8 protein-coding genes and 1 riboswitch are annotated in these 7108 nt (G+C 66.6%); all 8 genes read left to right on the top strand.

Annotated elements, in window-relative coordinates; genetic code table 11:
* Positions 1-45 precede the first annotated feature (45 nt).
* The 8 genes from ACIQUI_RS28285 (at position 46) to cobU (ending at position 6954) form a co-directional block, all read left to right on the top strand.
* Positions 46-177 carry a hypothetical protein gene (locus tag ACIQUI_RS28285; RefSeq protein WP_403204358.1) on the top strand — a complete coding sequence of 44 codons (132 nt, stop codon included), beginning with the start codon at positions 46-48 and terminating at the stop codon, positions 175-177.
* Positions 178-198: 21 nt separating this feature from the next.
* Positions 199-420, top strand: a riboswitch (cobalamin riboswitch).
* Positions 421-539: 119 nt separating this feature from the next.
* A complete protein-coding gene (cobO, locus tag ACIQUI_RS28280; protein WP_403204355.1) occupies positions 540-1151 on the top strand; it encodes a cob(I)yrinic acid a,c-diamide adenosyltransferase in 612 nt (203 codons plus the stop codon).
* Positions 1148-2443, top strand: a complete 1296-nt coding sequence (locus ACIQUI_RS28275) for a cobyrinate a,c-diamide synthase (protein WP_403204352.1) — start codon at positions 1148-1150, stop codon at positions 2441-2443. The genes cobO and ACIQUI_RS28275 overlap by 4 nt, the downstream gene beginning before the upstream one ends.
* Positions 2440-3090: a 5,6-dimethylbenzimidazole synthase gene (gene bluB, locus ACIQUI_RS28270; protein ID WP_403204350.1), complete on the top strand. Its 651-nt coding sequence runs from the start codon at positions 2440-2442 to the stop codon at positions 3088-3090. Before ACIQUI_RS28275 ends, bluB begins: the two co-directional genes overlap by 4 nt.
* Complete coding sequence (gene cbiB / locus ACIQUI_RS28265; protein ID WP_403204348.1) at positions 3087-3995, top strand: adenosylcobinamide-phosphate synthase CbiB; 909 nt, start codon at positions 3087-3089, stop codon at positions 3993-3995. Before bluB ends, cbiB begins: the two co-directional genes overlap by 4 nt.
* Entirely contained in the window at positions 3988-4980 is a 993-nt protein-coding gene (cobD, locus tag ACIQUI_RS28260) for a threonine-phosphate decarboxylase CobD (RefSeq protein WP_403204345.1), read from the top strand. Before cbiB ends, cobD begins: the two co-directional genes overlap by 8 nt.
* Positions 4977-6431: a cobyric acid synthase gene (locus ACIQUI_RS28255; RefSeq protein WP_403204343.1), complete on the top strand. Its 1455-nt coding sequence runs from the start codon at positions 4977-4979 to the stop codon at positions 6429-6431. Before cobD ends, ACIQUI_RS28255 begins: the two co-directional genes overlap by 4 nt.
* 1 nt (position 6432) lies before the next feature.
* Positions 6433-6954, top strand: coding sequence for a bifunctional adenosylcobinamide kinase/adenosylcobinamide-phosphate guanylyltransferase (gene cobU / locus ACIQUI_RS28250; RefSeq protein WP_403204341.1), 522 nt, complete (start codon positions 6433-6435; stop codon positions 6952-6954).
* The last annotated feature ends 154 nt before the right edge of the window (positions 6955-7108 follow it).

Here is a 7108-nt window from a genome sequence, read left to right as displayed (position 1 = left end):
CGCTGCAGGCCCCATCCATGGGGCCTCAGCGCTTGACGGGCATCCATGCCCGTCACCTCCCTCCGCAATCCCTTCGCTCGGCCTCCTGAAGTCGCGAAGATCAAGATCAAGATCAAAAGCCAGATCAAAAGCCAGATCAAAAGCCAGATCAAGAGCAGGAGCACCCGCTTCGATTGACGCTCCGGGTGCAACCCTCTAACCTTCGCGCGTGTTTCAGGTGCCCTGCCAGCCCCTACTGGGCAGGGTGAAACTGGGAAGCCGGTGGGCGCCAGCATGGCGCGATTCCGGCGCTGCCCCCGCAACGGTAGGTGAGTAGAAGGCCGCGCAGGGCCACTGGGTGACAACACCCGGGAAGGCGCGCAGACCAGGGCCAAAGCCCGCTCACAAGCCCGGAGACCGGCCTGCAACTGTCAACGGCATCACGGAGGGTGATGCGCTGTGCACCGTGGCGCCCTGCCATGGCCCCTGCGCGTTCTCCGTCTGCCTGCCTATTACCTGTCACCACGCCTTGCCGTGGTGCCAGCCAGCGGAGAACCCTGATGAGCGAAGCCACCGAACGCGACGAACGCCACCTGGCGCGCATGCAGCGCAAGAAGGCGGTCATCGACGAACGCATCGCCAATTCCCCCAACGAATGCGGCCTGCTGCTGGTGCTGACCGGCAATGGCAAAGGCAAGAGCAGCTCGGCCTTCGGCATGCTCGCACGCGCCCTGGGCCATGGCATGCAGTGCGGTGTAGTGCAGTTCATCAAGGGCCGCAACAGCACCGGCGAAGAGCTGTTCTTCCGCCGCTTCCCCGAGCAGGTGCGCTACCACGTGATGGGCGAGGGCTTTACCTGGGAAACCCAGGACCGCCAGCGCGACATCGCTGCCGCCCAAGCCGCCTGGGCGGTGTCGCGCCAGTTGCTGCAAGACGCGAGCGTGCAGTTCGTGGTGCTGGATGAGCTGAATATCGCCCTCAAGCACGGCTACCTCGACCTCGACCAGGTACTGTCCGACATCCAGGCCCGCCCTCCCATGCAGCACGTGATCGTCACCGGCCGCGCTGCAAAGCCGGAAATGATCGAGCTGGCTGACACCGTGACCGAAATGGGCATGCTCAAGCATGCCTTCCAGGCCGGTATCCGCGCACAGAAGGGCGTCGAGCTGTGAGCCAACCCCGTCAATGCCCCGCCGTATTGATCGCGGCGCCGGCTTCTGGCCAGGGCAAGACTACCGTCACCGCCGCCTTGGCACGCCTGCACCGCAATCTCGGGCGCAAGGTGCGCGTATTCAAATGCGGGCCAGACTTTCTCGACCCTATGATCCTGGAGCGCGCCAGCGGTGCAGCGGTGTACCAGCTGGACCTGTGGATGATCGGTGCCGAGGAAAGCCGCCGCCTGCTGTGGGAGGCCGCCGGCGAGGCCGACCTGATCCTGATCGAAGGGGTGATGGGGCTGTTCGACGGCACCCCGTCCAGCGCCGACCTGGCCCGCCATTTTGGTGTGCCCGTACTGGCAGTGATCGACGGCACGGCCATGGCCCAGACCTTCGGCGCCCTGGCCCTGGGCCTGGCGCGGTACCAGGCCGACCTGCCGTTCGCCGGCGTGCTGGCCAACCGGGTGGGCAGCCTGCGCCACGCGCAATTGCTTGAAGGTAGCCTGACCGAAGGCCTGCGCTGGTATGGCGGCCTGTCGCGCGAACGCGGCATCGAGCTGCCCAGCCGTCACCTTGGCCTGGTCCAGGCCAGCGAGCTGAACGACCTGGATGCCCGCCTGGACGCCGCTGCCGAAGCGCTAGGCGCCAGCTGCGATGCAGCCTTGCCGCCGCCGGTGACCTTTACCGGACCCGAACCTCAAGCCTGTGCTGCTTCGCTGGCTGGGGTGCGCATTGGTGTGGCGCGGGACGAGGCGTTCGCCTTCACCTATGGCGCCAACCTTGAACTGCTGCGCAACCTGGGCGCACAGCTGGAATTCTTCTCGCCGCTGCACGACCGCGAGCTGCCTGCGGTGGACAGCCTGTACCTTCCGGGCGGCTACCCTGAACTGCATCACCACGCCTTGGCCGCCAATGCACCGATGAGCGAGGCGATCCGCGCCCATCACGCCCAGGGCAAGCCGCTGCTGGCCGAGTGTGGCGGCATGCTGTACCTGCTCGATGCCCTGACCGATGTGGCTGGCGAACGCGCCGAACTGCTCGGTCTGCTGCCGGGTGAGGCGACCATGCAGAAGCGCCTGGCGGCGCTGGCCTTGCAGGCGGTGGAGCTGCCGGAGGGTACCTTGCGCGGGCACACCTACCACCATTCGCTGACCAGTACGGAACTGCAACCGATCGCCCGTGGCCTCAGCCCCAACGGCGGGCGGGGCAATGAAGCGGTGTATCGCCTGGGGCGGCTGACCGCCTCGTACGTGCACTTCTACTTCCCCTCCAACCCGGACGCGGCGGCGGCGCTGTTGCGACCATGAGTGAACACGCTTACAGCGACGCCGAACGCGCCGCGATCTACCGGGCCATCGGCGAGCGCCGCGACATGCGTCATTTTGCCGGTGGCCAAGTAGCGCCAGCGGTGCTCGGGCGCCTGCTGGCCGCTGCACACCAGGCGCCCAGCGTCGGCCTGATGCAGCCTTGGCGTTTCATTCGCATCACCCAGCGTGACCTGCGTACCCGCATCCAGGCCCTGGTTGAGGCGGAGCGGGTGCGTACAGCCGAGGCATTGGGCGAGCGATCCGATGACTTCATGAAACTGAAGGTGGAAGGCATCAATGACTGTGCCGAGCTGCTGGTGGCGGCGTTGATGGACAACCGCGAGCCGCACATCTTCGGCCGTCGCACCCTGCCGGAGATGGACCTGGCCTCGCTGGCCTGCGCCATCCAGAACCTGTGGCTGGCTGCACGTGGCGAAGGGCTGGGCATGGGCTGGGTGTCGCTGTTCGACCCCCAGGCGCTGGCGGCACTGCTGGGCATGCCTGACGGTGCCAAGCCGGTGGCGGTGCTGTGCCTGGGGCCAGTGACCGAATTCTACCCGGCACCCATGCTGGTGCTGGAAAACTGGGCCGAAGAACGGCCCTTGAGCGACATGTTGTACGAAAACCAATGGGGAGAGCGCCAATGAGCGTGGCCTTGCTGACCGTGGCGGGTGTGGCCCTGGATGCCTTGCTGGGCGAGCCTCAGCGGCGCCACCCGCTGGTGGCCTTTGGCAATATGGCCGGTAGCCTGGAGCGCCGCCTCAATGCCGGTGGCCGTGGCTGGCGCAGCCACGGGGTGAGCGCCTGGTTTCTGGCCGTTGTGCCGTTGACTTTGGTGGCGCTGATCCTGTCGTGGCTGCCGTATATCGGCTGGCTGGTGGATGTGCTGGCGCTGTATTGCGCGGTGGGCATGCGCAGCTTGGGCGAGCATGTGCTGCCGGTGGCCAACGCCCTGCGCCAGGGTGATCTGGAAGAAGCGCGGCGCCGCGTCGGCTACCTGGTCAGCCGCGAAACCCGCGAGCTGGACGAGCCCGCCGTGGCCCGGGCGGCCACCGAGTCGGTGCTGGAAAATGGCAGTGACGCGGTGTTCGCCGCGTTGTTCTGGTTTGTGCTGGCCGGCGCGCCGGGCGTGGTGCTGTACCGCCTGAGCAACACCCTGGATGCCATGTGGGGCTACCGCAACGAGCGCTTCGAGCGCTTTGGCTGGTGCGCGGCGCGCATTGATGACGTGCTCAACTATATTCCCGCAAGGCTGGTGGCGCTGACTTACGCGCTGCTGGGCAAAACCCGCCTGGCCCTGGCGTGCTGGCGCAGGCAGGGCCCGCTGTGGGACAGCCCCAACGCCGGGCCGGTGATGGCCGCCGGTGCCGGTGCGCTCGGGGTAGAGCTGGGCGGCCCGGCGGTTTACCACGGTGAACTGCATGAGCGGCCACGCCTGGGTGAAGGGCCGATGGCCGACGCCGATGCCATCGAACGTGGCTGGAGCCTGGTACAGCGCGGCGTGTGGCTTTGGCTGTTGTTGATTTGCCTGGGGGCTTACATCAATGCTTGAACACGGTGGCCGCCTGCTGCGTGCGGTGCAGCAATACGGGATCCCTCGCCAGCAGTGGCTCGACCTGTCCAGCGGTATTGCGCCCTGGCCATTCCCGATCCCGCCGATACCCACAGATGCATGGGCTCGCCTACCCGAGACCGAGGACGGTCTTGAGGCGGCGGCGCGTGCCTATTACGGCGCCCGCCAGCTGCTGCCGGTGGCCGGCTCCCAAGCGGCGATCCAGGCTTTGCCGCTGCTGCGTGCGGCCGGGCGGGTAGGGGTGCTGTCGCCATGCTACGCCGAGCACCCGTATGCCTGGCAACGGGCAGGGCATCAGCTGGTGGAGTTGAATGAGGAGCAGGTCGAGGCGACGCTGGACAGCCTCGACGTGCTGGTGCTGGTCAACCCCAACAACCCGACCGGGCAGCGTGTGTCGGCTGAGCGCTTGCTGGGCTGGCACGCCCGCCTGGCTGCCCGCGGTGGCTGGCTGGTGGTCGACGAAGCGTTCATGGACAACACCCCGCTGGATAGCGTGGTCAACTGTGCAGAGCGCCCGGGACTGATCGTATTGCGTTCGTTCGGCAAGTTCTTTGGCCTGGCCGGGGTGCGCCTGGGCTTCGTCGCCGCCGAGCGCAGCCTGCTGCTGCGCCTGGCCGAGCTGCTTGGCCCGTGGACCGTCAACGGGCCAACCCGGGTGCTGGCCCAGGCCAGCCTGGCGGACCAACCCAGCCAACGTGTGCAGACTGAACGTTGCGCTGCCGCCAGTCAGCGCCTGGCTACCTTGCTGTCCGGCAGCGGGCTTGCGCCCAGCGGCGGCTGTGATCTGTTCCAGTACGTGCGCAGCGAGCGCGCCGCGCAGTTGCATGATTTTCTCGCTTGCCGCGGCATCCTCGTGCGGTTGTTCGAACACCCCGCGGCTGTGCGGCTGGGCTTGCCCGCCTGTGCAGCGGACGAACAGCGCCTGGCCCAGGCCCTGGCGGCCTACCAAAAGGAAACGGCATGACCACCCTCATGGTGCAAGGCACCACCTCCGACGCCGGCAAGAGCACGCTGGTAACCGCCCTGTGTCGCTGGCTGTTGCGCCAGGGTGTTGGCGTAGTGCCGTTCAAGCCGCAGAACATGGCGCTGAACAGTGCGGTAACGGCCGACGGCGGGGAAATCGGCCGTGCCCAGGCGGTGCAGGCCCAGGCGTGCCGGCTGGCCCCCCATACAGACATGAACCCGGTGCTGCTCAAGCCCAACAGCGATACCGGCGCGCAAGTGATCATCCACGGCCGTGCGGTCACCAGCATGAACGCGGTGGCGTACCACGACTACAAGGCCATCGCCATGCAGGCGGTGCTGGCTTCGCACCAGCGCCTGAGTGCTGCCTGGCCAGTGGTCATGGTCGAAGGCGCGGGGTCGCCGGCGGAGATCAACCTGCGTGCCGGCGACATTGCCAACATGGGCTTTGCCGAAGCCGTGGATTGCCCGGTGATTCTCGTCGCCGATATCAACCGGGGCGGTGTGTTCGCCCACCTGGTGGGCACCCTGGAGCTGCTTTCGCCCACCGAGCAGGCGCGGGTCAAGGGCTTTGTCATCAACCGTTTCCGTGGCGACATCGCTTTGTTGCAGCCAGGGCTGGACTGGCTGGAGGAACGTACCGGCAAGCCTGTACTGGGCGTATTGCCTTACGTTACCGACCTGCACCTGGAAGCCGAAGACGGTATCGACGTGCGCCAGGGCGCCAAGCGCGAGCGTGTGCTGAAGGTGATCGTGCCGGTGCTGCCACGCATCAGCAACCATACCGACTTCGACCCGCTGCGCCTGCACCCGCAGGTGGACCTGCAATTCATTGGTCCGGGCCAGCCGATTCCGGCTGCCGACCTGATCATCCTGCCGGGCTCCAAGAGCGTGCGCGGCGACCTGGCACAACTGCGCGAACGCGGCTGGGACAAAGCCATCGAGCGGCATTTGCGCTATGGCGGCAAGCTGATTGGTATTTGCGGTGGCCTGCAGATGCTAGGCCGCGAAGTGCATGACCCGCTGGGCCTTGAAGGGGTTGCCGGTTCAAGCCCGGGGCTTGGCCTGCTCGATTACGCCACCGTGCTCGAAGCCGAGAAGCAGCTGCGCAACGTTGCCGGAACGCTGAGCCTTGAAGGCGTGCCGGTTGCCGGGTACGAGATCCATGCCGGTGTGACCACCGGGCCAGCCCTGGCGCAGCCTGCCGTGCAGTTGGTCGATGGCCGTTGTGATGGCGCGCTCAGTGCCGATGGCCAGATCCTTGCCACCTACCTGCATGGCCTTTTCGAAGGCAGCCAGTCGTGTGCTGCGTTGCTGGGTTGGGCTGGGCTGGAAGATGTGCAGACCATCGATTACGAGGCGCTGCGCGAGCGCGATATCGAGCGCCTGGCTGATCTGGTGGAAAACCATCTGGACACGGCTCACTTGCGCCAACTTTGTGGGGTGAGCTGACATGCTGAACCTGATTCTTGGCGGCGCCCGCTCGGGCAAGAGCCGCCTGGCCGAACAGCTGGCCAGCGCCAGCGGCCTGCCGGTGACCTACATTGCCACCAGCCAGCCGCTGGATGGTGAAATGAACGAACGCGTGTTATTGCACCGCCAGCGCCGTCCCAGTGAATGGGCGCTGGTCGAAGAACCGCTGGCCCTGGCCGCAGTACTGCGCGCCGAAGCGGCCGAAGGGCGCTGCCTGCTGGTGGATTGCCTGACCCTGTGGCTGACCAACCTGCTGATGCTCGAAGACGAGCAGCGCCTGGCCGAGGAGCGTGATGCGCTGCTGGCGTGCCTGGACCAGCTGCCCGGCACGCTGATTCTGGTCAGTAACGAAACCGGCCTGGGCGTGGTGCCCATGGGTGAGCTGACCCGGCGCTATGTCGACCTGGCCGGCTGGCTGCACCAGGCTGTGGCCGAACGCTGCCAGCGTGTGGTGCTGACGGTGGCGGGGTTGCCGTTGATGCTTAAAGGACCTGCGTTGTGAGGGGGGGATGGATTTGACGTTGGTTTTGGGCTTACAGGTGCCTGGCTTGAGGTTTCTGGCGCCTGTGAGATCGAGCGCCGCCCGCGCGGCGCTTCGCGGGGCAAGCCCGCTCCCACATTTGTTGCAACGTGGCCATGCCTGTGGGAGAGGCGTT

It is taken from the genome of Pseudomonas sp. NPDC090592 (genome assembly GCF_044769185.1).
In the GTDB taxonomy this organism is placed as follows: domain Bacteria; phylum Pseudomonadota; class Gammaproteobacteria; order Pseudomonadales; family Pseudomonadaceae; genus Aquipseudomonas.
Note: the sequence above shows the minus strand (reverse complement) of the source record. Positions and strands in the feature narration are given on the sequence as shown.